We start from the raw sequence: 23,370 nt of genomic DNA, 5'->3' as shown, positions 1-23,370 counted from the left end.
GCTCCCCCTATGGATGAGGACCTCCGGGGAGAGCCGACACCCGGATTGTGGGGGCGCGTCGCGGGTGCCTGGGCGGTCGCCTTCGGCGTGCTGCACTTCTACTGGGCGCTGGGCGGCAGTTGGGGCCTCGATGTCTCGGCGGGGCCGCTGGCCGAGGACCGCCCCGGATGGTTCGTCGCGGTGGGCCTGTGGGGTGTGGGGATGCTGTGCCTTGCCGGCGGTGTGCTGGGATGGCTCCTCACCAGGCCGCGGTGGCCTGGTGCGGCCGGACGCGCGGTCGCGGCCTTGGCCTGGTGTGCCTGTGCCGTACTGCTGGTGCGCGGGGTCGCCGTCGAGGCGCTGCTGCTGACCGACGCGGCGGGCGGCGAGGTGAACGTGAGCGCGGATCAGCGGTTCTGGACGCTGGTGTTGTGGAACCCCTGGTTCCTGGCCGGTGGTCTCGCCTTCGGCCTGGCCGCTCGGAGGTTCGGCAGAGCGGAGCGCCTGCGGGCAGGGGCCGCCTGACAGTGCGCAAGGCACTGCGGGCCGCCCCTGACGGCAACGCGGGCCGGTGACCGGTCACCTGAACTCCCGCCCACGTCAGGCGCGTCGGGCGAACGAAACCCCTGGTGGGGCAGCAGGTACTGGTGGAGACTTCGGTCATGGAGTTCTTCTGCTACCACCGCGACCGACCGGGCTCCTTGGCGCTGCGCGAGGCGCTGCTGGAGGAGCACTGGTCCTACATGGACCGGTACGGGGCGGAGATGATCGCCCGTGGCCCGACCTTCGCCCGCGACGACGGCCCCCCGACCGGCAGCGTGCACATCCTCGACCTGCCCGATCCCGCCACCGCTCGCGCGTTCGCCTTCGACGAGCCCGGCTACCAGGCAGGCGCGTACCGGGACGTGCTGCTGCGCCGATGGCACAACACGCTGGGGCGCACCATGTGGGACTTCCCCGGCGGTCGGACAGGCGGCAACCGCTACCTGGTGCTCGGCCTCGGCACGGGACCGGCAGCCGACGTCACCGCACCGCCCGACCAGGACGAACTGATCGCGTACGGCCCGCTGTCGTCCGACGACGGCGCCACCTGGCTGGGCACCGCGGCCCTGGTCCGGGCGCCGGACCCGGACGCGGCACGCGCCGTCCTGACGGCGGACCGGTACGCCGACATCGAGGTCCACGACTGGCAGTTCGGCGGGCGCCCGTCCTGAAGGGAGGCGGCGCCCGCCCGCCGCGTCCGCTTTCGCCTGCGCCGCTTGCAGCATCCGGTCGAACCTTCCGTCGCCGGCGAATGCCGCGGAGGCTCCTGGCCCATCCGCACGCCCCCGTGAGCTGAAGGCCGACTGAACAGGCTGTTTGCACCTGACGGGCACATGGTCCTTGACCCGGCGGGCTGATTGGTCCCGGCTGCCTCACACATCCGAGGCAGCCGGGATCGCTGTTCGGGAGCTGCTTCCTCGAAACGCAGAAAGTGCCCGCCGCCTGAGCCCGAATCCGATCGCGCAGGCCGGGCTGGTCCCGGTGATGCGGCTGGCCGAGCCGGGTCAGCCCCAGAACTCCCGCAGGGCGGCGTTGACGGCGGCGGGCTCCTGGGTGTGCGGGTAGTACCCGGGCACCCGCAGCAGGCGACCCCCGAGGGAGTCCGTGAGGGACTCGGCCACGGCCATGAGAGGGAGCCCCACGTGCTCGCGGTACGCGGCCGGCGCGCGCTCCCAGGTTCCGCAGATCACCAGAATCGGCAGGGCGGCGTCCCGGATCGCCTCCAGCGGGATCTCCGCCTCCCAGATGGGCCGCTCCCTCATGGAGGTGGCAACGGCACGGAGCCGGCGCGACGTGGGCTCGGGCATGACCATCCCCAACCCCTCGGTGGAAGCACGCAGATACTGCTCCGGCGTGACGCTGTCCGGGATGCCCGGGGCACCGTCGCGCACCCGGTCGAGGAGGTCGGCGACGACCGGATGGTGCGCGGCGGCGGTGAAGGCGGAGGGCTGGATGAGGGCGAGGGAGCGGACGAGGTCGGGGCGGCGCGCGGCGGCGATGAGCGCGGCGACGGCGCCGTTCCCATGCCCCACGAGGTGGGCGCCGCCGGGCCCCACGGCGGAGGCCCCGTCGCCGAGAACCTCCACGACATCCTCGGCGTCGACGTCGAAGTCGCTGCGCGCGGTGTCCGGGCTGTCGCCGTACCCCCGGCGATCCAGCAGGAGGAGCCGCCGGCTGTCCGCGAGGGTCCGCTGCCCGGCAAACCCGTACGTGGAGTCGCTGCCCCAGGTGAAGATGTTGTGGATGAAGAGGGCGGGGGCAGCAGCGGCCGCCGGGGTCACCGGGGCCCTCGAAGCTGTCGGGGCCCGGCCTCCTCCGCCCGGATCGCGGTCATCCCACACGGTCACGTGCACGGCTGACATAGGCCACCCTCCCGAAGCTGAGGAACTCAACTCCCGTGAGACTAAACCTCGATCCACGGCCGATGCCCATGGATGCCCCTTGTTTATCGACATCGACATCGACATCGAACGGGGCATACTCCGAACAGGACATACTTCATCGCACCTGGGCCGCCGGGTTCACCGATCACGAGTCGATCACGTCACCAGGCCTGACCAGGCGGTTTGCGGGACAATCCCTAGCCGGCCCGTTGTGGGCCGGTCCGTGCGTCGTGCTCCGTGGCCAGCACCGCCGCCTGGATGCGGCGTTCGACGCCCAGTTTGGCCAGGAGGCGGGAGATGTGGTTCTTGACGGTTTTCTCGGACAGGTAGAGCCGGGCACCGATCTGACGGTTCGTCAGCCCTTCGCCGATCAGTTCGAGGATCTCCCGCTCCCGGGCCGACAACCCGGACAGGGCGTCCTCCTCGGGCCGGGTGTCGTCCTCCTCGCCCCGCAGGCGGCGCATCAGCCGCGCCGTCGTCGCCGGGTCGAGCATCGAACGCCCGGTCGCGACGGTGCGCACCGCGGCGACCAGGTCGGCTCCCTTGATCTCCTTGAGGACGTAGCCGGAGGCGCCGGCCATGATCGCGTCGAGCAACGCGTCGTCGTCGTCGAACGAGGTGAGGATCAGGCAGGCCACCCCGTGCAGCCGCGAGCGCAGCTCACGGCAGACCGAGACGCCGTCGCCGTCCGGAAGGCGGACGTCGAGCACTGCCACGTCGGGCCGCAGCGCCGGTCCCCGGGCCAGCGCGTGATCGGCCGTCCCGGCGTCGCCCACCACCTCGATGTCCGGCTCCGCGTCGAGCAGGTCCTGTACGCCGCGTCGGACGACCTCGTGGTCGTCGACCAGGAACACCCGGATCGGCCGCCGCGGCGAGAAGGCAGCCGGCTCGCTCATGAGGCCCTCCGTCCGTGAAACCGGGCCCCTGCTCCATCGTGGCTCCACCCGGGGTGGTGTGCCAGGGCCGAACGGCCCGGCCCGGTTCCGCCGAACGCACACCGGCCCTCGCTCCGGGACCGTTCGGCCCTCTCCCGCCGCTGCCCGGGGTGGCAGGCTCGGGGCAGCAGTCGAAAGGGGTGCGCGATGCCTCTGCCGAAGCCTCACCCGCCGTGGCGGCACGACTCCATGCGGCGGGGCACGGACGTGGCGCAGTCCTGGATGACGCTGATCGCCGGGCTGCTGATCGTCCTGGGAGCGCCGACCGCCGGGGTGGCGGCCGGACGTGCCGTCGCGACGGCGGCCCAACAGCAGCGCGCCGAGTGGCACCAGGTCACCGCCGTGGTGACCCGGCAGCCGCCTGCCCGCGTCGGTTTCGACACCGGGGGCGGCGCTGGTGGCCGGGTGCACACGACGGTGCGGTGGGTGGCCCCGGACCACACGGCGCGGACGGGTGAAGCGGCCGTGTCGCCCGGTGTGCGCGTCGGAGACCGGACGGCGGTGTGGTTGGACCGGAACGGAGCACTGATCCGGGACCCCCATACCCCGGCGGACACCATGGCCATGAGCCTGGCGGCCGGCACCGTGACCGCGTGCGGCGCCGGTCTGCTGGTCTTCGGCGCGGACCGGGCCGGCGGCTACCTGCTGGATCGCAGGCGCTCGGCCCAGTGGGAGCGGGAGTGGGCCGCGCTGGACGCGGAAGGGCGGCACCACCGCCAGTGACCCGGCCCGGGACCGTCGGTGACCGTGCAGAGGCCCGCGGCAGTCACGGCAGCGGGTCGCCGCGGCCCGCGGTCTCCTCGGGTCCCGTATACCTGCCCTCGTAGCGGTGGGTGAGCCGGCTGACGACGGCGGTGACCCCGTCGGTCTGCCGTGTCATCCGCACCAGGACGGCCGCCTGGCCACTGCTGTCCAGGCATCCCGCGAGAGTCACCACACCGTCGCGGACGGCGACGTCGATGCTCCGCGGCCCCAGCCACATCATCCGCACCACGATCTCGTCGACGACCTCGTCCCGGATCTCCTCGTCGGAGCGGGCGAAGAGCCGGAGCACATCGCGCCGGGTGAGCATGCCGACGAGGCGAGCCTCCTCGTCCACGACCGGGAGCCGCTCGATGCCGTACGAGGTCATCAGGCGGGCGGCCCGGACGACCGAGTCGTCGGCGCGGACGGTACGGGCCGGGGCGGACATCAGGGCTTGCGCGCAGCGGCCCGGGGAACTGTCGCCCGCACGCCGCGCCCGTTCCAGGTCCGTCGCGGAGACGACCCCGATCACCTTGTCGTCGGCGTCCACCACCGGCACGCCGTTGATCCCGAACTCGGCCATCCAGCGCCCCAGTTCGGCCGCCGGCGTCCCGCCGTACGCGCGGACGACGTCGCCGGTCATGACCGCCCCGACCCGTCGGCGCTTCATCTCGGTTCCCTTCTCCCTACGGTGTGCCGACCGTCGCCGGTTTCACGGCAGCCGGCGCAGATACGGGTCGCTCGCGCGGCGCGGCAGCAGACGGACCCGGGCGTCCGCGACGGTGCAGCCGTCGGGGCGGGCGATCAGCGGGGCGCACTCGGCCTCGGCCAACTCGGGAAGGTCGTCGGCCATCTGCGACAGACTGGCCAACAGGTCTTTCAAGGAGGCCGAATCGGCCAGGGCGCCTCGGTGGCCGAACAGCAGCGGGGCGCACCGGGGCGCGGTGAGCAGGTCGTGGACGTCGGTGTCGGTGAGGGGGGCGAGGCGGGCCGCGTGGTCGGCCAGCAGTTCGCTGGTGGTGCCGCCCGACCCGAAGACCACCAGGGCTCCGAAGACCTCGTCCTGGACCACCCCGGCCAGCAGTTCCGTGCCCCGCCGCGCCATGGGCCGGACCAGCGCCCCGGTCATCGCCGCGCCGAGTCGGGCGGTCAGCTCGCGGTGGGCGGTCCGCACGGCGCGCTCGCCGCGGAGGTCGAGGTGTACTCCGCCCCGTTCGGGCGTGTGGATCAGGTCGGGGCCCTGCGCCTTGAGCGCCACCGCGCCGGCCCGGCCCGCCAGAAGGGCGGCGGCCTCGGCGGCTTCCCGTTCGGTGGTGACGTACGTCTGCGGCAGCCGGGGAATGCCGTAGCAATCCAGGAGTCGGGCGGTCTGCCGGGCGTCCGGCCATCCGCCGGCCGGGTTCTCGGCGAGGAACTCGGCGATCAGCGTGCGGGCTGCCGCCGGGTCGGTACCGGCCGGCCGCATGGGACGGCCCGGGGGCCTGGCCAGCCAGTGGGCGCGCTCCGCGGCGTGCCGCAGGGCGCGGGCCGCCGACTGTGCTTCGCCGTACGCCGGGACGGCCCGCCCCTCGTCGGTGTGCAGCAGCCGGACGCGTTCCGGCTGGTCGAGCAGGACCGCGACGAGGGGGCAGCGGGCGCGGGCGGGGTGCGCCGAGGAGGTGAGTGCGGAGACCAGGTCCGTGCCCACCGCGGTGGTCAGGGCGGTCGGTACCAGGGCGACCAGGACCGCGTCCACCGCCCCCGACGCCGCGATCCGGTCCACGCCCGCGGCCAGCGTGGCCGCGTCCACCGCCGGCGTGGTGTCGATCGGGTTTCCGGCGCCGGCGCCCGCCGGGAGCATGGCGAGCAGCTCCTCGGTGAGTGCCGTGGGCAGTTCCGGGACGGCCAGTCCGGCGTCCGCGCAGGCGTCGGCGGCCAGTACGCCGACCCCGCCCGCGTTGGAGACCACGGCGACCCGGACGCCGTCGGGCAGCGGCTGGGAGTGCATCAGCGCCGCGGTCTCCAGGAGTTCGCCGAGGGTGTCGGTGGCCGTGATCCCGGCCTGCCGGAACAGTGCCCGCCGGGTCATCGCCGGTGTGGCCGCGGCCGCGGTGTGCGAGGCGGCGGCCCGGCGCCCGGCCGTCGAGCGCCCCGCGTCGACGGTGAGTACCGGCATCTGCCGGGTGACGCGTCGGGCCGTACGGGAGAAGGCGCGCGGGTTGCCGAACGACTCCAGGTGCAGCAGGGCCAGCCCGGTGCGGTCGTCGCACTCCCACCACTGGAGGAGGTCGTTGCCGCTCACATCGCGCTTGTCCCCGAGCGAGACGAAGCTGGAGACGCCGATGCCCAGGCGGGACAGCCCGTCGAGCAGTGCGATCCCGACGCCGCCCGACTGGACGGCGACACCGGCGGTGCCGGGCAGCGGCCGGCCGACGGCGAAGGTCGCGTCGAGCCGGACGTCCGGCTCCGTGTTGGCGATGCCCAGGCAGTTCGGTCCGACCATCCGCATGCCCCAGCGGCGGCAGGCCGCCGTCAGCTGCGCGGTGCGGGCGGCGTCGAGTCCGGAGGCCACCACCGCCAGTGCTTTCACCCCGGCCCGGCCGCACTGTTCGGCGACCCCGGGGACGGCGGCGGCCGGCACCGCCAGGACGGCGAGGTCGGGCGGGTGCGGCAGGTCGCCGACGGACCCGTACGCCGGGAGGCGCAGGACGGCGCGGGCGTGCGGGTTGACCGCGTGGAGGAGTCCGCGGAAGTGTCCCTCGCGGAGGTTGTGCAGGATGGCCCGGCCCACCGACCCGGCCTTGGTTCCGGCTCCGATGACGGCGACCGAGCGGGGCCGCAGCAGTGGCCGCAGGCTCGCGGTCCCGGCGGTGCGCCCCCGGAGGTCCACGGCGGAGCGGTACGTCTCGTCCGGTTCGAGGCGGATGACGCCGTGCACCGTGGTGCCGTCGTACCGCCGGGTGACGCGCAGTCCGAGGTCCGCCAGGACGCGGTGGAGGGGGTGGTTGTCCGCGAGTACGTCGGCGGTGAAGGCGGTGACGCCGTGCTCGCGGGCGATGTGCACGAGGTGCTCCAGCAGGAGGGTGCCCACACCGCGGCGGTGGAAGTCGTCGGCGACGGCCAGGGCGATCTCCGCGGCGGCCGGGTCGTCGCCGGTCTCGTACTCGGCGACGCCGATCGGCCGGTCTCCGTGCAGTGCGATCAGGGTGCGGTGCCCGGGTCCGCCGGGTGTGCAGAGCCGGTCGGCGGCCCGTTCACCGGAGCGGCGGCTCACCATGAAGAACCGGTTCCGCAGGCTGTCGGCGGACATCTCACGGTAGAACCGCAGGACTTGTTCGCGGTCCTCCGGACCTGCCGGACGCAACCGGACCGTGCTCCCGTCGGCGAGCAGCGCGCACACCGTGCGGACCGCGGAGGCCGTTTCCGTCATCGCGCTTCGTCCTTCCCCAGACATCGCCCCACCTCGCGACGGACCGGTCCCGCGCGGCGCGCCGTACGCCGGCGTTCCGCGCACCCGGTGCCGCCGCCTCAGCCGGCCACCGTGCGCCGCTCCGCCGCCGGAGCGACGCGGACGTCGAAGGTCACGTCGACCACGCCCTCCACCGCCCGCACCAGGCGGGCCGCGACGGGCAGCAGCGCACTGTCGCGGACCGCTCCGTGCAGGGTCACCACGCCGTCCCTGACGCTCACTTCGACTTTCGGGTGCGTTCCGGTGAAGAGCCGGTCGACGATCTCCGTCCGCACCTCCGCCGCAAGTTCCTCGTCGGAGCGCAGGAAGACCTTCAGCAGGTCCGCGCGGCTGACGATGCCCTCCAGCATTCCGCGGCCGTCGACCACGGGCAGTCGTTTGACGGACTTGCGCACCATCGTCCGCGCCGCCTGGGCGAGGGTGTCGTCGGCGTGCACGGTCATTGCCGGGGCGCTCATCACGTCAGCGGCGGTCAGTCCGCCTGCCTTGCGCAGGTCGTCCAGCCGCCGCCGCTGCTCCACCCGTTCCGGTGCCGCGTCCCGAAACTCCTCCTTGGGCAGCAGGTCGGCCTCGGAGACCACGCCGATCACCCGCCCCTCCCCCGCGAGCACCGGCAGGGCACTGACCTTCCACCGCTCCATGGTCGCGACGATCTCCTTGAAGCGGGCTCCCTGGCCGACGGCGACCACCGTCCGGGTCATCACCTCGCCGACGGTGTGCGGGTTGTGCGTCATGACGCCTCCTCCCCACGGCTGCGGTTGTCCCAGGGCCGTGACACCTTCAGCGTGCGGTCGCCCACCGGCCCCCGGCAGGGGCCGTCCGGCCCTGCCTCCCGCCGATCGGCCGCGGTCGGAAAGGTCTGAGAGTTCACGGAAGCGAGCCTTCCGTCGGTGGGACGACAGGTACCGACGCACCGCCCGTCACGTCGTACTCCACATCGACCACCCCCTCGATGCTGCGCACCAGACGCGCCACCACGGGCACCAACGACCGGTCCCGCAAGTGCCCGCTCAGTGTGACCACGCCGTCCGCGACCACGACGTGCAGGTCCTTCGCCGGTACCGCGAAGAGCTTTGCGAGCACCCCCCGCACCTCCTGCGCGAGGTCGTCGTCGTGCCGCAGGAACACCTTCAGCAGATCGGAGCGGCTGACGATGCCCACCAGCAGTCCGCCGCCGTCCACGACCGGCAGCCGCTTGACCGATGCCCGCGCCATCGTGCGCGCCGCCTGGGCCAGCGTGGCATCGCGGTGCACCGTCACCGCGGGGCTGGTCATCAGCTCCCCGGCGGTCACGGCCTCCGCCCGGCGTACGTCGTCGACCAACCGCAGACGTTCGAGGGTGTCCGCGTCCGCCTCCCGGAACCCCTCCTTGGGCAGCAGATCGGCCTCGGACACCACGCCGACCACCCGCCGCTCGGCCGAGACCACCGGCAGGGCGCTCACCTGCCATCGCCGCAGGGTCTCGACGATCTCCTTGAAGCCGGCCGCCCGGTCGACGGCCGCCACGGGCTGGGTCATCACGTCGCCGACGCGGTGCGGGGTGTTCGGCATGGTGGCGGGCCTCCTCGGGAGCAGCTCCGCGCCGCACGGTCGTCGTGGGGCCGTACGGCGCGCCCGGTCGGACAGCACTCCTCAGCCTGCGTCCCGGCCCGCCGATCGGAAAGGGCCGTCCGGCCCCCATCGGGTGAGGCCGCCGCCCCGTCTGCGCCCCCATTCGGCCCCCACGCCCGCCCGGACGGGTCCCGGACTCCGTACCGTCGACGCATGGCGGACGACCACGAAGGCAGGAGCCGGGAGCCCGGGAAACTGCCGAAGGCACGGTACGAGCGCGAGCTGTACCGACTGCAGACGGAGCTGGTGAAGCTCCAGGAGTGGGTCCGCGCCGAGGGCGCCCGGCTCGTCGTGGTCTTCGAAGGGCGCGACGCGGCCGGCAAGGGCAGCACCATCAAGCGCGTCACCGCCCTCCTCAACCCCAGGGTGGCGCGGATCGTCGCGCTCCCCCGGCCCACCGAACGCGAGCGCACCCAGTGGTACTTCCAACGCTATGTGGAGCACCTGCCGGCGGCGGGCGAGATCGTGCTGTTCGACCGCAGCTGGTACAACCGGGCCGGTGTCGAGCGGGTGATGGGATTCTGCACGCCCGCCGAGTACCAGCGCTTCCTCCACCAGTGCCCGGTCGTCGAGCGGATGCTGGTCGAGGACGGCATCCTGCTGCGCAAATACTGGTTCTCGGTCAGCGACGACGTCCAGGAACTGCGCTTCCGGCAGCGGCTGGACGACCCCACGCGCCGCTGGAAACTCTCCCCGGTCGACCTCGAATCACTGACCCGTTGGGAGGACTATTCACGGGCCAAGGACACTATGTTCGTCCACACCGACATCCCCGAGGCACCGTGGTACGTCGTCGAGAGCGACGACAAACGCCGGGCCCGCCTCAACATGATCGCCCACCTGCTGTCGACGGTGCCGTACCACGACGTCACCCCGCCCGTTCTCGAAGTGCCGCCCCGGCCACCGGGCACCGGCTACCGCCGGCCACCCCGTGACCTGCAGACCTACGTTCCCGACCATTCCGCCGGGCTGGAGGGGTGAAGCGGGGCGAGCGAGCGGCGGAACCGAACAACCTCACAGAGAATTTCGAGAGCTTCACATAAAGTGTGTGATCTCTTAGGGTGAGGGCGCGACGGAAGACCGCCGCGAAGACGAACGGGGGTGCCCACGATGCGGGCGAGTCGCGGCTCCGAGGCCGAGGTGGAGGAGCGCCGGCAGGCGGTCCTGCGCCACGTCGCCGAGGAAGGCGAGATCCGTATCACCGATCTCGCCGAGCGGATGCGGGTCAGCGTGATGACCATGCACCGGGACCTGGACAACCTCCACGAGCGGCAGTTGCTGCGCAAGGGCCGCGGAGTGGCGACGGCCTTCTCCGACGTCACCATGGAGAGCGCCCTTCGCTTCCGGGAGAACGCCAACGCCGCGCTCAAGACCGCCCTCGCCGACGCGCTCGCGGAAGAGGTCTCCCCCGGCGACACGGTGCTGCTCGACTGCGGCTCCACACTCTTCCCGCTCGCCCGCCGGCTCACCTCCGTCGAAGGGCTCCGCGTGATCACCAACTCGCTGCGGGTCACCGCCCTCATGGCCGGCTCCGCGGCCGAGGTCACGCTGCTCGGCGACCGCTACTACGAGGACTTCGAGTCCTGCGCCGGTCCGCAGTCCCGCCGCCAACTGCAGGACATCCGGGCCACCGTCGCCTTCGTCACCGCCACCTCGGTCCGCGACGGCCGCCTCTACCACCCGGTACGCGAATACGCCGAGACCAAGCGGGCGTACCTCCAGGCCGCCGACCGCGCCGTACTCGCCGTCGACCACAGCAAGTTCGGCCGCACCGCCACCTACCCGTACGGCGACGTCGGCGGCTACGACCTGCTCGTCACCGACTCCGACACCCCGGAGCGCGAACTGAAGCCCGTCCGGGACCTCGGCGTCGAGGTCCGCACCGTGGACGTGCGCACCGACGCCTCCCAGAGCTGACCCGATTCGAGCCGAGGCCCACCCCGCCCCGGCGCATCCCCCGAGAGAGGCCCCGGCCATGCGTGCTGTCGTCATCCACACCCCCGGGCACTACGAGGTCACCAACGTCGAGGACCCCGCCCCCGGCCCCGGCGAGGTCGTCGTCGCGCCCGCCGCGGTCGGCATCTGCGGCACCGATGTGCACATCGTCCAGGGGGAGTTCGCCCCCACCCCGTACCCGATCGTCCCCGGCCACGAGTTCACCGGCGAGGTCGTCGCACTGGGCGCGGGCGTGACCGGGCTGCGCACCGGGGAGCAGGTCGCCGTCGACCCGTCGCTGTTCTGCGGGGCCTGCCACTACTGCGCGAACGGCCACGGCAACCTCTGCGAGAACTGGGGCGCGATCGGGGACACCGTGGACGGCGCGATGGCGGAGTACGTCAAGGTGCCGGCCGCCAACTGCTACCGGCTGCCGGAGAGCGTCGACGTCGCCCAGGGCACCCTGATCGAGCCGCTGTCGTGCGCGGTGCGCGGATTCGACGTCCTGCCGCGCCGCCTCGGCGACCACTACCTCATCTACGGCGCCGGCACCATGGGCCTGATGATGCTCCAGCTCGCCAAGGCCGCCGGCGCGGCGTCCCTCTCGGTCGTCGACATCAACCGGGACCGGCTGGAGATCGCCGAACGGCTGGGCGCGGACGCCACCGCCACGGACGCCCCCGCCCTGAACCGGCCGCAGGGCTGGGAGACCGTCATCGACTGCACCGGCGTCATCCCCGTCATCGAGGACGGGCTCACCCGGGTCCGACGCGGCGGCACCTTCCAGCAGTTCGGCGTCGCGCCGTCCGCCGCCAAGGCGTCCTTCTCGCCGTTCCGGGTCTACAACGACGAGATCACCATCGTCGGGTCGATGGCCGTCCTGCACAGCTTCGGCCGCGCCGTGGACCTGATGGCCAAGGGCGTCATCGACGCCGACACGATGATCACCCACCGCTACCCCCTGGACGACTTCGGCACCGCCCTGCAGACGTTCCGCGACGGCTCCGGCCGCAAGATCCAGCTCTGTCCGCAGTCCTGAACTCACCCGAGCCACCCGAACGGCCTGCCCAGCGCCCGCCTGCGTGTCATACCCACCGCACCTCACGCCGATCCGAACAACCACCTGCTGCCCCCCGGCATCAAAGCGGGTGGACGACAGCGAGCTCAAACAACCGATCGACCGCGACAGCACAACCTTTCGTTGTGTCGCTACCATGGGCGGCGTGGATCTTGATGCTGTGCGCACCTTCGTGGCTGCCGCGGACGCCGGGCGGTTCCAGGACGCTGCCGCCGAACTGTCGATCACCCAGCAAGCCGTCTCCAAACGCATCGCCACGCTGGAGAAGATCCTCGGCGTGCGACTGTTCACCCGTGCCCCGCGCGGGGCGAAGCTCACCATCGACGGACAGGCGTTCCTGCCGCACGCCCGCGACCTCCTGCAGACCGAAGCGCGGGCGGTCGCCTCCGTGTCCCCCGGCACCCGCGCGCTGCGCGTCGACGTGATCGGCCGGCGGCTCGCTCCGGCCGCCCTGATGCGCGACTTCCATCGCGCGCACCCCGAGGTCGAGCTCGATGTCGTGACCCTCTTCGATGCCGACGCGGCCGTCGGCGCCATCCGGTCCGGCACCATCGACGCGTCCTTCCGCGCCGTCACCATGCCCGGCCGCCAACTCCCCGACGACATCGAGGCCACCCGGGTCTTCGACGAGCCCATCCAGCTGCTCACCGGACCGGCGCACCCGTTCGCCGCCGCTCGCGCGGTCACGCCCGCCCAACTCGTCGGGCACCGGATCTGGATGCCCGGCATCGTTCCCGGAACCGAGTGGGCCGCCTACTACGGTGACTTCGCCGCCGAGTTCTCGCTCACCATCGAGAGCACCGGCCCCGACTTCGGCACCGAGCCCCTTCTGGACACCATCGCCGACTCCCGGTCGCTGGCGACCTTCGTCGGCGAGCAGACCCGCCTCGTCTGGCCCGCCGACCACGGCCTGCGACGCATCGCGGTGCGCGACCCGGCACCGGTCTACCCGCACTCGCTGCTGTGGCACCGCGACAATCCGCACCCGACGCTCGCCGCACTCCGCGACCACCTCCGCGCCGAGCGGGGCAACCACTCCGACGCCGGGACGTGGGCACCGGCCTGGGCCTAGGTCGTGTCCGGCGCTGACCGAAGTCGGGCCGTCGGGACGCGCAACGGCCCTGGCCGGGACGCCGCTCCGGGCCCGGCCGGCTATTTGCCGGCGTGGCTGCCGACGTAGAACAGCAGCGCCAGGAAGCCCAGCAGGAGGTGGCTTCCGGCGATGTAGATGAACACCCGCCAGGACGCGCCGCGCTCCTTCCGCTCCTCGGACATCCCGCCCCCGAAGGACGGGGTGGGCGGCGACTGGTTGCCGGCCGGGGCGTCAGGCACGACTGCACTCCTCGGAGCTTCTGGTATCCGGTGTCCGGTCTCGATCGTCTGGTGGGCGGGGCAGAGGCGGAACGGCGCCCGGCCCGACCGGCTCAGTCGACCGGCGCGGTGTTGTCTGTTGCGGCATCTGGCGAATTAAAGAACTTTGCAAGTCTAGGGGGCGCCGGACCGCGCACGGGACGCTGCGCGATGCAGTGCGCGCGAGGGCGTCAGCGGTCCGCGGCAGGAAACCCCACGTGGGGGGGCGTCCCGGCAGCTCCCGGATGCTGAATTGCAAAATTTCGCAATTGGCTAGATGCTGTTGCCGTTGCGACTGTGTCCGCACAGCGCCGCGGGCACCGTCTTGCGCGTGCGTCCCGGGCGGGGTGCAGTCAGGGAAGCCTGAGGGGTTATGTCCGTTCCGCTGTACCAGGCCAAGGCCGAGTTCTTCCGGATGCTCGGGCACCCCGTGCGCATACGGGTCCTGGAGCTGCTCCAGGACGGACCGAAGCCGGTACGGGACCTGCTCGCGGAGATCGAGGTGGAGCCCTCCGGCCTGTCCCAGCAACTGGCCGTGTTGCGCCGCTCCGGGATCGTCACCTCGACGCGGGAGGGCTCCACGGTCGTCTACGAGTTGGCCGGCGGGGACGTCGCCGACCTGCTGAAGGCCGCGCGCCGGATTCTCACCGAGATGCTGGCCGGGCGGAACGAACTGCTCGCCGCGTTGCGGGATGCCGGGGGCGCGGCGCGATGACCGCTCACTGCCACCGCGCGCCCACCGGTACGGAGGCGTGATGCTCGCACCGTTGGAAGCGCTGCCCTACCGGCACGTGCTCACGCTGCCCAGCGAACCGTCCGCCGTCCGGGTAGCGCGCGAGACCGCCGAACTGGTGCTGACCGGATGGGGCATCTCGCTGCGCCATCCCACGGTGGACCCGGCACTGCTGATCCTGAGCGAACTGGTCACCAACAGCATCCGGCACGCCGCCGCGCTTTCCCCGCAGGTCACAGTGATCTACGCGGCCGGCCGGGACTGTCTGGTATTCGCCGTCCACGACTCCCACCCCCATCAGCCCTCGCTGTACGGGTCGCGCGCCGGAACCGGGGGCGGCGGGCTCGCCACGGTCATGGAACTCGTCCTCGATTTGGGCGGCACGGCGGTGGTACGTGCGGATTCCACCGCCGGTGGGAAGGGTATCTGGATCACTCTCCCGCTCTGACCCCGACAGAGCGTCCGGACAAAGGAGTTCACCGTGACCATCGAATGGCGTTACACCGTCGAGGAAGACCTCGGCATCCTCTCGGTCGCCGGACATCTGGGCCCGGACGCAGCCCGTCGATTCACCGGCGCGGTCGGCTGGGTGCTGGCCCGGGGCACCGGCCCGGTCATCGTCGACCTGAGCGAACTGCGCGGTTGGTCGGGTGAGGGACAGCTGGCCCTCACCGACGCCGCACGCCGCCTCACCGAGGCGGGCCGCCGCATGGAACTGGCGGCGGTCCCCGCCGACGGCTCCCTCGCCCCGGCCGGCGGCTGCCCGCCCATTCCGGTCCACGCCGACCTCGACACCGCGCTCGCCACCCACGGTGCGCCGCAACGCAACGGGCACGGGGCCGAACGCCACGAGTGGCGCACCAGCGGGTGGCCGACGGATCAGCAGGCGTAGCCGCAGGTGGAGGGGGGTGAAGGGCAGCGGTCGCGGCCGTCCAGGGCGACGGCCGGGCAGCGGCGCACGGCGGGCACAGGCAGCCTGCGACCCGGGGGGACGCCGCCACCGCACCGCCAGGTGACGCCTGTTACCCGACACCTGCGCGATCTTCCTCCCCTCACACGTCCAGTCAGTGCCCCCGTACGCAACTGCCGGGGCCTTCAGTGCTGGACGCAGCGGCGCGGTTCGCCGGTGCGGATTCGGTTCGACCCGGTTGCGCAGGCGAGGATGGTCCGCATGTTCTTGACGAGTGGGTGGACGCGAGGCGCCGGGATCCGGGCGGTGGGGCTGTGCTGCCGTATCGGGGAGGCGACGGCACGATGAGTACGCCGCTGTACCGCCTGAAGGCCGAGTTCTTCAAAACGCTCGGCCACCCCGTGCGCATCCGGGTCCTGGAGCTGCTGAGCGAGCGCGAGCACGCGGTGGCCGAGATGCTGCCGGAAGTGGGCGTCGAACCAGCCAACCTCTCCCAGCAGTTGGCCGTGCTCCGCAGGATGAACCTGGTCACGACCCGCAAACAGGGCTCGACCGTGTACTACTCGCTGACCAGCCCGCACGTCGCCGAGCTGCTGAGGGTGGCCCGCACCATCCTGTCGGGAGTCCTGGCCGGACAGGCCGAGCTCCTCGCCGACCTGCAGGCCGCGCAGGAGGAGGGGAAGACGCCGTCCTGACACCGCCGAGGCCCAACGGGGTTACGCGCAGGCTGCCGTTACCTCGTAGGGACTGTGCATCGTGAGGTACCGGATCTCCAGGTCGCGCTCCAGGTAGTCCATGCGGCGCTCCCAGAAGTCCCGGAGGTGCGGGAGGGCCAGATGGGCGTCCAGGTCGTCCCGGCTCCGCCATGCCTCGTAGAAGACGAACACGCCTGGTTCGTCGCGGTCCTCGTGGAAGTGGTATTCGAGGCAGCCGGGCTCCTGTCGCGTCGGTTCGACGAACGAGAGCAGCAGCTGCCGCAGGTCCTCGGCGCGCTCGGGCTTGGGTCGGGCGGTGCCGACGAGGGTGAACGGCTGGTGCATCAGTGGCTTCCCTTCCATAGGTATGACGTGCGTCGTACCTATGGAACGCTAACGGCACACCAAGGTACGATGCAAGCCGTACCTTGGAGGTGGTGCTGATGCCCGACGACGAGGGGCACCCCGAACGTGCGGAGATCGAGCTCGGCACCGTGCTGTCCGCGCTGGCCGACCCGCTGCGGAGGCGCGTCGTGCGGGAACTGGCGGCCGGGCCCGACGGCGAGGAACGCACCTGCAGTTCCTTCGCGCTGCCGGTCGGCAAGGCGACGGTCACCCACCACTTCCGCACGCTCCGCGAGGCGGGCCTGATCCGCCAGGTCAACCGCGGCAACAGCCGGATGGCGACGCTCCGCCGAGCCGACATCGAGCGCCGGTTCCCCGGCCTGCTGGCGCTGCTGACGGCCGAGGACACCCAGGACGCCTGACCGCGTAGGGCCCGCCCGTGCGGTTGTCCGGTAGTGGCGGACGAGTACGGCGCCCGTATCGGCAACTCGCCCGCGACTACGCGATCGTCTACCGAACCGTCGGTATCAGCCGTGCCGGCGAACCCGGGCGGGCCCTCGTGTCACTTCCGCCAGAACAGATGGTGCGCCACGCCGCTCGGGCTGGGCACGACCTCCAGGTGGAACCGGTCGAGCAGTTCGTCGGGGGACTCCCAGAGCCGCACCCCGGACCCGAGCTTCACCGGCGAGACCGCCACATGCAGGGTGTCGACGAGGTCGGCGTCCAGGAACTGCCGGATGGTGGTCGCCCCGCCGCCGAGCCGGACGTCCTTGCCCTGCGCCGCCTCCCGCGCCTGCTCCAGGACCGTCGCGGGATCGCCGTCGACGAAGTGGAACGTGGTGTCGGAGAGCGTGAACGAAGGACGCTTGTGGTGGGTCATCACGAACACCGGGGTGCGGAACGGGGGCTCCTCACCCCACCAGCCGCGCCACTCCTCGTTGAGCCAGGGGCCGCGCTGGGGCCCGAACTTGTTGCGGCCCATGATCTCGGCGCCGATGTTGCGTGCGTAGTCCCGCGTGAGGTAGTCGTCGAGACCCCGGCTCCCACCGGGGGCGGTGCGCATGGGCCAACTCGCCGTGGCGCCCGCCCAGGCGAACAGCCTCTCGGGATCGACGTGACCGAACGGCCTCTCGAAGCTCTGGTCCTCACCGGCACCGATTCCGTCAATCGAGACATTGAAATTCTGGACTCTCAGTAGCTGCGTCACGTGTTCCTCCTGTGTTGTCGGTGACGGTGGTGAGACTCTCCGGGCCGGGAAAACTCATCGCTCCGTCCAGGATCGGTTCAGAAAGCCGGACGGCACGACCTGCGGGCCGGACCCGGAGGAGGTCCGGATCCGGCCCGTCGATCCGTCCTTACAGATCGAGCTGGTACATGAGCGCCTCGTGCGTCGGCGTGTAGCCGAGGCCGTCGTTGATGTGCCTCATGTGCGTGTTGTTGTCCGCGGTGTCGGTCAGGAGGCCGGCGAGGTCCGGATAGCGGGTGCGGGCCTGGCTGATGGACTCCGCCTTCATCCACAGTCCGAGGCCGTGGCCGCGGTGCTCGGGCAGCACGGCGGTGCCGTAGTGCTGCCCGTCGCCCTTGCCCTTGCCAGGCACGACCAGTTCGGTGAACCCGGCGATCGAACCGTCGGACGTGTCGACGGCGACGACCGTGTGCAGGTGGTCTCCGCGCTCCTCGACGGCACGGGAAACGGCCCGGACCCGGTCCACGTCCCAGGTCATGGTGCCGTAGTCGGTGTCGTCCATCGGCATGTCGTCCATCGCACGGCGCGAGGCGGCGAACGTCTCGGCGAGTCCGTCCGGGACGGTGCCGTGCCACGACTCCAGCCGGTAGCCGGGACGCGCCCGCCCAACGATCCGCGCGAGCGCGGCGACGTCCACGTCGGCCAGCGCCAGGCGGGTGTACCGGAAGGTGAGGACTGTGCGGAAGCCCCGGGCCGACAGGAACGATGCGCCGGGCGCGCCGGCCTCGGTCTGCACGATGACGGCGCGTCGGGCGTCGTCCCGGGCCGCCGCCACGGCGACGTCGAGCAGCCGGGAGCCGATGCCGCCCCGCCGCTCCACCGGGTGTACGTGGACGGCCAGTTCGGCAAGGTGGTCCTGTCCACCATCGGTGAACAGACGCAGGAAAGCCGTCCCGACAGGGCTGCCGGCGGCGTCGGACGCCAGCCAGGCAAGGCGCCGGCTGTACGGGCCGCTGTCGGGGTCGGTCAGTGGGGTGATGCGCAGGGACAAGGTGTCTCCGTGGTGAGGAGGTGCAAGCGGTCAGTGGTCGAGATCAGTCGCTGGACAGTCCTGCGCATGCGCTCTACACCTCCTTGTCGACGACGCCGGGCGGGAGCCACCCGGCGGCCGAGAACGTAACGGTTCCGCCGGCCCTTCGCAACGGGTTATCGGGGGCCTGCTCCCACCTCGCAGTCACAGCCCGACCGGGCACCCTTCGGAGAGCGTCAGCTCCTCGCACCACGGGCGATGCGGTACAGCACGTTGGGACGTAGCGGCCCCTCGGGCGCGGCGGGGTCGTCGAAGTCGTCGGCCGGGTCCCGGGTCATGCCGATCCGGCGCATCACCGCCTGGGAACGGAGGTTGGTGGCCGTGGTGACGGCGAGGATCTCGGAAAGCCCAAGGGTGTCGAAGCCGTAGGCCAGGACGGTCAGCGCGGCCTCGGTGGCATAGCCCCGGCCCCAGGCCGAACGGGCGAGCCGCCAGCCGATCTCCACTCCGGTGAACGGCATGTCGTCATCCACCCGGTCCAAGCCCGCGAAGCCGATGAACTCGCCGGTGGCCTGCACCTCGACCGCCCACCACCCGTAGCCTCGCTGGTCGAACTCGGCCTGGAAATACGCCACGGAGGCATCGCTCTGTTCACGGGTGAGCAAGTCGCCCAAGTGCTCCCGGACTTCGGGGTCGGCGTTCATCGCCGCCCATGGTTCGAGGTCGGAGTCACGCCATCGGCGGAGGGTGAGGCGATCGGTATGCAGTTCGGTCATGCCGCCCAGCCAACGTGACCTCCGATCTCGGCGCAATCTCTTTCCCGGCGGCACCGTCAGGACTTCCGCAGGTCGGTCCGTTCGCCCTGGTTCCGCACCGTTGTGGCCGCCGGTCGCTGCTGAGGGCTCATACCGCGCGTCAGCTGGTGGCGCAGCACGCGACCGAGGGGGCCGTCGACCACGTAGTGGATGGCTGCCGAAAGCAGCAGGGAGAACACTGCCGCCACGGCCATCGAGGGGAGGACGCCGAGCACCGGGACCTTCTGCAGCAGCCCCTTGGCCACGGGTATCCCGATGCTCTGGTGCACCAGGTAGAAGGGGTAGGTGAGGGCGCCGGCGGTCACCAGCCACCGCCACCGGAGCCGGGCCAGCGGACCGAATCCCGCGAGCGCGAGGACGGCGAGGAAGAAGGTCAGCACCGCGGCGCAGACGGCCCAGGAGAGCGCGCCCCCTTCAGCGGGCCGCACGGCGTGGGCGGCCACCCGGTCGTCGAGCACCGTGAGTTCGTAGCACCAGGCGAATCCGGCCAGCAGCCACAGGACGAGGTTCTGCCCGAAGCGGTGCATCAGGTAGAGCGCCATTCCCGTGACGAAGAGGCCCGTGTACTGGCTGACGAAGACCTCGTCGAGTACGGCCGAGTCGAGTTCGCGGGCGACGATCGCGAGGGTGAGCCAGGTCCCGCAGAAGGCGATCATGCGGCGATAGGTGAGCCCGAAGAACAGCATGACCGCCATCAGCAGGTAGAAGCGGGCCTCCACCCAGAGCGTCCAGGCGACGCCTTCGATCAACTGGAGGCCCAGCGGCCCCGGGACCATCGTCAGGTTCCCCAGGACCGTTCGGAGGTCGATCGGTGTGGCGGCCCGAAAATGGCCGAGTCGGGCGATCAGGACCAGGCCGACGACCAACAGCACGGCGCACCAGTACGACGGGAACAGCCGGGAGACCCGGGAGACGACGAACTGCACGGGGGTACGTCCCCAGCAGCTCATGCAGATGACGAATCCGCTGATCATGAAGAAGAACTCCACGCCCAACCAGCCGTAGCGGCTGATCTCGTGCAGCACCGGAGCGAATTGCCTCGGGTCGTTCTCGCCCCAGAAGTGCGGGGTCGTCGTGCCCACGTAGTGGAAGGCGGCCACCGCGACGGCGGCCACCAGGCGCAGTCCGTCGATGGCGGCCAACCGGGTCCGCCCGACCGGCCCGCTCGGCTTCCGCTTGCGCTCACCGCTCCGACCTGCGGGAACCTCGTCGAGGCCGGGTCTCGGTCGGACGGCGAGCGTCGAACTGTCTTTGCGCACGGTGGATTCTCCAGACCGGATGGCAAGGGTCGCCGAGCAACGGACCCGCCGACTATGATCTGTATGTATACATGCAACGTATAGTGGGATGGCAAGCCGGGCCCTCGGCTCAGCGCGCCACCTCCGCCGTCGGCCGCGAGCGACACGAGCAAACCGGGTGCGCTCCGGCAGCCGATCATGACAGGGTCCACATATGCCGATCGTCGACGTGTCGCCCGGAGTGTCCATCGCCTACGAGAGCTTCGGCGACCCCGGCGACCCACCGGTTCTGCTCGTGATGGGATTCGGCGCTCAACTGCTCTCCTGGCACGAGGACTTCTGCCGGGCGCTGGCAGCTCGTGGCCGCTTTGTGATCCGCTACGACAACCGCGACTGCGGGCTGTCCACCAAGTTCGACGACCACCCCGTCGACATGGGCCGGTTCATCACCGCCGTGAGCTCGGGAGACCTGCCCTCCGCCCTCGCGATGGTGCCTTACGGGCTGCCGGACATGGCCGCCGACGGCCTGGGCCTGCTCAGCGCGATCGGTATCGAACGAGCCCATGTGGTCGGAGCCTCGATGGGCGGAATGATCGCCCAGACGATGGCCATCACCCACCCGGAGCGGGTGCTGACCCTGACGTCGATGATGTCCTCGACCGGCGAGACCGCATACGGCCAGTCCACCCCCGAGGCCCAGGCGGTGCTGTTCGCCCCGAAGCCGGCCGACCGCGCAGGGTACATCGCGGCGGCGGACCGGGACCTGGTCTGGGCCTCCAAGCGCTACGGCGACACCGCGCTCCTTCGGGAACTGGCCGCTCGCAGCTACGACCGCGCCTACTACCCGGCCGGGGTCGGGCGTCAACTCGGAGCGATGATCCTCAACGGCTCACGCGCGGACGCGCTCCGAGAGCTCCGGGTACCGACCCTGGTCATCCACGGCCTGGACGACACGCTGATCGACCCCAGCGGAGGGCAGCGCACCGCGGACCTGGTGCCCGGAGCCAAGCTGCTGCTGATCCCCGACATGGGGCACGACCGGCCGCGCGAGCTCTGGCCCGAGATCATCGATGCCATGGAGGCCCACACCGGCTGAACACCCACGGCGGGCAGACGCGCCTCACCCAAAGCCGCCCCCCGACCTCCCTTTTGGGGTCCGCTCACCGCGCCCATCCGCCCGTGGACGCACCACCGCTACGTCACCGTTCGTCGACCGGTGTCCAAGCCGTCCGCGTCGCCGCCATGCCGGTGTCGCCTGCGGCGCGCTGGAAACCGAGATAGGTCCAGGCCACTCCCGGGCGTCCGTGCGGGTCCTCGCGCTCCGCGACATGGACGGCGTCCAACCCGCACCGCGCGGCGAGGTCGGTGGTCTCCCGCGCCGATACGGGAAACATGCGGCGGCCGGCCGGCACCGGACCGTGGCGCAGGGAGAGGATCAAGCGCCCCGCAGGATCCAGCAGACCGACCAGGCGGGCCATGGCCGAGGCGCGCTGCCGTTCGTCGAGGTGCATCCAGACCGCGGTCAACAGGATGAGGTCGAAGCGACGCCGCCGTGCGCTCAGGACCGGCAGCTCGGGGAGCGCGTCATCGACCCACTCGATCTCCTGGTCGGCATGGAGAAGTGCCCCAACGAGCGGAGTTCGGTGGTGGGTTCGGCGGCGACGACCCGGTGCCCCTGGAGGGCCAGGGCCGCCGCGTCGCGCCCGCTGCCCGCGCCGATGTCCAGGACCGAGCTCGATCGGGAGGGGAACAGATGCAGGACCTCGCGGTGCACCTCGGCGAAGGTGACGCTCTCGTACTGGTCGACCAGGGCCTCGGCCGCCGCACCGTATCCGTCGGTACCGGCCGGTGCGCGGAGCCGTCCGCCAACCGTTTCACTGTTCACGACACGGCACCCTACGACTTGGCGGCCATGGGGTAAACGGGGAAACAGCGGCCTTCGGAGGGGCGGTCGGGTCGGCCCCGACGTCGGTCCGGAAGCTCCCGGACCAACGCCGTACACGACCGTGCGCACATCCCTTGTCAGTGCCGTGCGCTTCACTGTCCGCCATGGAACTCACGCAAGCGAACGTCAACGACCTGGTGGCCCGTCTCGGCCCGCGGGACGGCCACACGCACCTGCCCGACGACCTGGACCCGCAGGCCCTGACCGACCTGCTCCACGACAGGTACGGCGCCTCGCGCACCCTCGTCCTCGACGGCTTCACCGATCCGACGGTCGACGAGTCCGGGGGTGCGGCTCTCCTGGTCCCCTTCGAGGGCCGGGCCGTGACGATACGGGCCTGGGCGTACGGCGATCAGTGGATCGGCGCGGGTACCGCGCGGGACGCCGAGGGGGCCGAGCGGCCGGTGTTGACGGTAGCTCACCGGCAGGTGCCGGAACCGTCGGCGGTCGCTCCGGACGAGGACGTCGACTGGATGGAGCGGCTCAGACAGATCACCGGCTGGACGTGGCCCGCCCGGCGGCCGGACGTGGACTGGACGGAGGTGGAGTCGCGCCTGGGCACCGCGCTGCCGAGCGACTATAAGCGGATGGTCGAGACGTTCGGCGCGGGCGCCTTCGACGGATATCTGGACCTGGACCAGGAGCCCTGGCCGGGGCGCAGGGCGGACGGTCTGCTCATCTGGGCGGGCACCGAGCACGAGGACCTGTACTGCTGGCGGGTCGACGGCGACGAACCCGACCGCTGGCCCGTGGTGGTCCGGTCCTTCGACAACAGGGACACCTCCTTCGACTGCCAGGCCGCGGAGTTCGTCTGCCGGATCCTCGTCGACCCGCACCACCCGTACACGATGGCCCGCTATTTCGACACCCACTGGTTCATGAACTACCGGGAGCGCAGCTGACCGAGCCCGCCGTCATCGGCATTCGTTACCTGGCCGGTCGATCGGTCCTAGAAGGCTCATGAAGA

28 protein-coding genes are annotated in these 23,370 nt (G+C 71.5%); 14 read left to right on the top strand and 14 right to left on the bottom strand.

Going from position 1 to position 23,370, the window contains the following annotated elements; all coding sequences use genetic code 11:
• Positions 1-9: 9 nt before the first annotated feature.
• Positions 10-504: a DUF3995 domain-containing protein gene (locus CG747_RS13315; RefSeq protein WP_100601933.1), complete on the top strand. Its 495-nt coding sequence runs from the start codon at positions 10-12 to the stop codon at positions 502-504.
• A gap of 137 nt (positions 505-641) precedes the next feature.
• The gene (locus tag CG747_RS13310; RefSeq protein WP_100602154.1) at positions 642-1,193 is read left to right on the top strand and encodes a YciI family protein; all 552 of its coding nucleotides are present in this window, start codon (positions 642-644) and stop codon (positions 1,191-1,193) included.
• A 333-nt stretch (positions 1,194-1,526) separates the two neighbouring features.
• On the opposite strand, the gene CG747_RS13305 is transcribed toward CG747_RS13310, so the two are convergent.
• Positions 1,527-2,384, bottom strand: a complete 858-nt coding sequence (locus CG747_RS13305; protein ID WP_100601932.1) for an alpha/beta fold hydrolase — start codon at positions 2,382-2,384, stop codon at positions 1,527-1,529.
• 218 nt (positions 2,385-2,602) lie between these two features.
• Positions 2,603-3,301, bottom strand: a complete 699-nt coding sequence (locus tag CG747_RS13300) for a response regulator transcription factor (RefSeq protein WP_100601931.1) — start codon at positions 3,299-3,301, stop codon at positions 2,603-2,605.
• A gap of 186 nt (positions 3,302-3,487) precedes the next feature.
• On the opposite strand from CG747_RS13300, the gene CG747_RS13295 reads away from it, so the two are divergent.
• Complete coding sequence (locus CG747_RS13295) at positions 3,488-4,063, top strand: hypothetical protein (RefSeq protein ID WP_257980389.1); 576 nt, start codon at positions 3,488-3,490, stop codon at positions 4,061-4,063.
• Between the two features lie 43 nt (positions 4,064-4,106).
• On the opposite strand, the gene CG747_RS13290 is transcribed toward CG747_RS13295, so the two are convergent.
• The 4 genes from CG747_RS13290 to CG747_RS13275 all read right to left on the bottom strand — a co-directional run bounded on the left by CG747_RS13290 (position 4,107) and on the right by CG747_RS13275 (position 9,083).
• Positions 4,107-4,754: a CBS domain-containing protein gene (locus CG747_RS13290; RefSeq protein WP_100601930.1), complete on the bottom strand. Its 648-nt coding sequence runs from the start codon at positions 4,752-4,754 to the stop codon at positions 4,107-4,109.
• A 42-nt stretch (positions 4,755-4,796) separates the two neighbouring features.
• The gene (locus CG747_RS13285) at positions 4,797-7,493 is read right to left on the bottom strand and encodes a bifunctional GNAT family N-acetyltransferase/acetate--CoA ligase family protein (protein ID WP_100601929.1); all 2,697 of its coding nucleotides are present in this window, start codon (positions 7,491-7,493) and stop codon (positions 4,797-4,799) included.
• A gap of 98 nt (positions 7,494-7,591) precedes the next feature.
• Positions 7,592-8,266 carry a CBS domain-containing protein gene (locus CG747_RS13280; RefSeq protein WP_100601928.1) on the bottom strand — a complete coding sequence of 225 codons (675 nt, stop codon included), beginning with the start codon at positions 8,264-8,266 and terminating at the stop codon, positions 7,592-7,594.
• Between the two features lie 133 nt (positions 8,267-8,399).
• The gene (locus CG747_RS13275; protein WP_100601927.1) at positions 8,400-9,083 is read right to left on the bottom strand and encodes a CBS domain-containing protein; all 684 of its coding nucleotides are present in this window, start codon (positions 9,081-9,083) and stop codon (positions 8,400-8,402) included.
• Between the two features lie 213 nt (positions 9,084-9,296).
• Here CG747_RS13275 and ppk2 point away from each other — a divergent pair, with 213 nt between their 5' ends.
• The 4 genes from ppk2 (at position 9,297) to CG747_RS13255 (ending at position 13,228) form a co-directional block, all read left to right on the top strand.
• Entirely contained in the window at positions 9,297-10,124 is an 828-nt protein-coding gene (gene ppk2, locus CG747_RS13270; RefSeq protein ID WP_100601926.1) for a polyphosphate kinase 2, read from the top strand.
• 129 nt (positions 10,125-10,253) lie between these two features.
• The gene (locus tag CG747_RS13265) at positions 10,254-11,060 is read left to right on the top strand and encodes a DeoR/GlpR family DNA-binding transcription regulator (protein ID WP_100601925.1); all 807 of its coding nucleotides are present in this window, start codon (positions 10,254-10,256) and stop codon (positions 11,058-11,060) included.
• Positions 11,061-11,118: 58 nt separating this feature from the next.
• Positions 11,119-12,117: a zinc-dependent alcohol dehydrogenase family protein gene (locus tag CG747_RS13260; protein ID WP_100601924.1), complete on the top strand. Its 999-nt coding sequence runs from the start codon at positions 11,119-11,121 to the stop codon at positions 12,115-12,117.
• Between the two features lie 184 nt (positions 12,118-12,301).
• Positions 12,302-13,228 (top strand): LysR family transcriptional regulator, encoded by a 927-nt coding sequence (locus tag CG747_RS13255; RefSeq protein WP_257980388.1) that lies wholly within the window; start codon positions 12,302-12,304, stop codon positions 13,226-13,228.
• 80 nt (positions 13,229-13,308) lie between these two features.
• Here CG747_RS13255 and CG747_RS13250 read toward each other — a convergent pair whose 3' ends face one another.
• Positions 13,309-13,488, bottom strand: coding sequence for a DUF6126 family protein (locus tag CG747_RS13250; protein WP_100601922.1), 180 nt, complete (start codon positions 13,486-13,488; stop codon positions 13,309-13,311).
• A 391-nt stretch (positions 13,489-13,879) separates the two neighbouring features.
• Between CG747_RS13250 and CG747_RS13245 the strand changes: the two genes are divergently transcribed.
• From CG747_RS13245 to CG747_RS13230, 4 genes are all read left to right on the top strand, one after another.
• A complete protein-coding gene (locus tag CG747_RS13245; protein ID WP_100601921.1) occupies positions 13,880-14,221 on the top strand; it encodes a metalloregulator ArsR/SmtB family transcription factor in 342 nt (113 codons plus the stop codon).
• Positions 14,222-14,261: 40 nt separating this feature from the next.
• Entirely contained in the window at positions 14,262-14,687 is a 426-nt protein-coding gene (locus CG747_RS13240) for an ATP-binding protein (protein ID WP_100602152.1), read from the top strand.
• Positions 14,688-14,720: 33 nt separating this feature from the next.
• Positions 14,721-15,131: an STAS domain-containing protein gene (locus CG747_RS13235; RefSeq protein ID WP_100601920.1), complete on the top strand. Its 411-nt coding sequence runs from the start codon at positions 14,721-14,723 to the stop codon at positions 15,129-15,131.
• A 362-nt stretch (positions 15,132-15,493) separates the two neighbouring features.
• Positions 15,494-15,844, top strand: coding sequence for a metalloregulator ArsR/SmtB family transcription factor (locus CG747_RS13230; RefSeq protein WP_100601919.1), 351 nt, complete (start codon positions 15,494-15,496; stop codon positions 15,842-15,844).
• A gap of 21 nt (positions 15,845-15,865) precedes the next feature.
• Here the strand turns inward: CG747_RS13230 and CG747_RS13225 are convergent, their stop codons facing one another.
• A complete protein-coding gene (locus CG747_RS13225; RefSeq protein ID WP_100601918.1) occupies positions 15,866-16,189 on the bottom strand; it encodes a putative quinol monooxygenase in 324 nt (107 codons plus the stop codon).
• 98 nt (positions 16,190-16,287) lie between these two features.
• On the opposite strand from CG747_RS13225, the gene CG747_RS13220 reads away from it, so the two are divergent.
• Positions 16,288-16,611, top strand: a complete 324-nt coding sequence (locus tag CG747_RS13220; RefSeq protein WP_100602151.1) for a helix-turn-helix transcriptional regulator — start codon at positions 16,288-16,290, stop codon at positions 16,609-16,611.
• A 140-nt stretch (positions 16,612-16,751) separates the two neighbouring features.
• Here CG747_RS13220 and CG747_RS13215 read toward each other — a convergent pair whose 3' ends face one another.
• The 4 genes from CG747_RS13215 to CG747_RS13195 form a co-directional block, all read right to left on the bottom strand.
• Positions 16,752-17,396, bottom strand: coding sequence for a dihydrofolate reductase family protein (locus CG747_RS13215; protein WP_100601917.1), 645 nt, complete (start codon positions 17,394-17,396; stop codon positions 16,752-16,754).
• A gap of 148 nt (positions 17,397-17,544) precedes the next feature.
• On the bottom strand, positions 17,545-18,426 hold the full coding sequence (locus tag CG747_RS13205) for a GNAT family N-acetyltransferase (RefSeq protein ID WP_100601916.1): 882 nt from the start codon (positions 18,424-18,426) through the stop codon (positions 17,545-17,547).
• A gap of 215 nt (positions 18,427-18,641) precedes the next feature.
• Positions 18,642-19,181, bottom strand: coding sequence for a GNAT family N-acetyltransferase (locus CG747_RS13200; protein ID WP_100601915.1), 540 nt, complete (start codon positions 19,179-19,181; stop codon positions 18,642-18,644).
• 56 nt (positions 19,182-19,237) lie between these two features.
• A complete protein-coding gene (locus tag CG747_RS13195) occupies positions 19,238-20,479 on the bottom strand; it encodes an acyltransferase (protein WP_257980387.1) in 1,242 nt (413 codons plus the stop codon).
• A gap of 193 nt (positions 20,480-20,672) precedes the next feature.
• Between CG747_RS13195 and CG747_RS13190 the strand changes: the two genes are divergently transcribed.
• Positions 20,673-21,554, top strand: coding sequence for an alpha/beta fold hydrolase (locus CG747_RS13190; protein WP_100601913.1), 882 nt, complete (start codon positions 20,673-20,675; stop codon positions 21,552-21,554).
• A 103-nt stretch (positions 21,555-21,657) separates the two neighbouring features.
• On the opposite strand, the gene CG747_RS49305 is transcribed toward CG747_RS13190, so the two are convergent.
• Together CG747_RS49305 and CG747_RS49300 are read right to left on the bottom strand one after the other, a co-directional pair.
• Positions 21,658-21,984, bottom strand: a complete 327-nt coding sequence (locus CG747_RS49305; RefSeq protein WP_257980386.1) for a hypothetical protein — start codon at positions 21,982-21,984, stop codon at positions 21,658-21,660.
• 32 nt (positions 21,985-22,016) lie between these two features.
• The gene (locus CG747_RS49300) at positions 22,017-22,343 is read right to left on the bottom strand and encodes a hypothetical protein (protein WP_257980385.1); all 327 of its coding nucleotides are present in this window, start codon (positions 22,341-22,343) and stop codon (positions 22,017-22,019) included.
• Positions 22,344-22,507: 164 nt separating this feature from the next.
• Here CG747_RS49300 and CG747_RS13180 point away from each other — a divergent pair, with 164 nt between their 5' ends.
• Positions 22,508-23,305, top strand: a complete 798-nt coding sequence (locus CG747_RS13180) for a hypothetical protein (RefSeq protein ID WP_100601912.1) — start codon at positions 22,508-22,510, stop codon at positions 23,303-23,305.
• The last annotated feature ends 65 nt before the right edge of the window (positions 23,306-23,370 follow it).

The organism is Streptomyces sp. CB02959, from assembly GCF_002803155.1.
Taxonomy (GTDB): Bacteria; Actinomycetota; Actinomycetes; order Streptomycetales; family Streptomycetaceae; genus Streptomyces.
The sequence above is the reverse complement of the archived record's forward strand: the minus strand, read 5'-3'. Positions and strand labels throughout refer to the sequence as shown.